Consider the following 712-nt stretch of genomic DNA (forward strand, 5'->3'; position numbering starts at 1 on the left):
GGCCTCGCGGTGCCCGGCGTACGCGGCCCGCCGGTACCACTGTTCGGCCTGCGCCGTACGCGACTGCTCGGCACAGAGCAGACCGAGGTTGTACGCGCCGTTCACGTCCCCGGCGTCCATGGCCGCCCGGTACCAGCGCTCGGCGGTCTGGGTCTCACCGCGCTCGGCGTGCAGCGCGCCCAGCGCGTTGGCGGCGTTGCCGTCCCCGTCCTGGGCGGCCCGCAGCCACCACACGGCGGCGCTCTCGGTGTCCCCCGCGTCACGCAGCAGGAACCCGAGCGCGCACGCGGCCCGCGCCTCGCCGTCCTTGGCGGACGTCAGATACCACCGCCCGGCCTCCTTGAGCTCACCGCGCCTCTCCAGAATGGCCCCGAGATGCAGCGCGGCCCGCTGGTGCCCCCGGGCGGCGGCCTGCCGATACCACTGCTCGACCTCTCCGGCACCGTTGTCAACCGAGCCGTCCCCGGCGCCCATGCCTTCCGCGCCCTCGGCGGCCTTGCGGTCGAGCGCGCGGGCGAGCCGGTACGCGGCCTCCCGGTGCCCCCGCTCCGCGGCGACCCGCATCCACTGCTCCGTGGCCGCGTCCCCGCGGTGCTCCAGCAGATCGGCGAGGGCGTACGCGCCCAGCACGTGCCCCTGTTCGGCGGACTGGCGCAGCCAGTACTCGGCGGCCGGCTCGTCGCCGCGTTCGCGGTGGTGGCGGCCGAGCGCG

1 protein-coding gene is annotated in these 712 nt (G+C 76.4%); it reads right to left on the bottom strand.

Annotation, left to right across the window (positions count from 1 at the left end):
* On the bottom strand, positions 1-712 hold a 712-nt coding region (locus tag AOK08_RS48310; protein WP_422125828.1), incomplete at both ends, for a tetratricopeptide repeat protein.

Source organism: Streptomyces graminilatus (assembly GCF_001418565.1).
GTDB classification, from domain to species: Bacteria; Actinomycetota; Actinomycetes; order Streptomycetales; family Streptomycetaceae; genus Streptomyces; species Streptomyces graminilatus.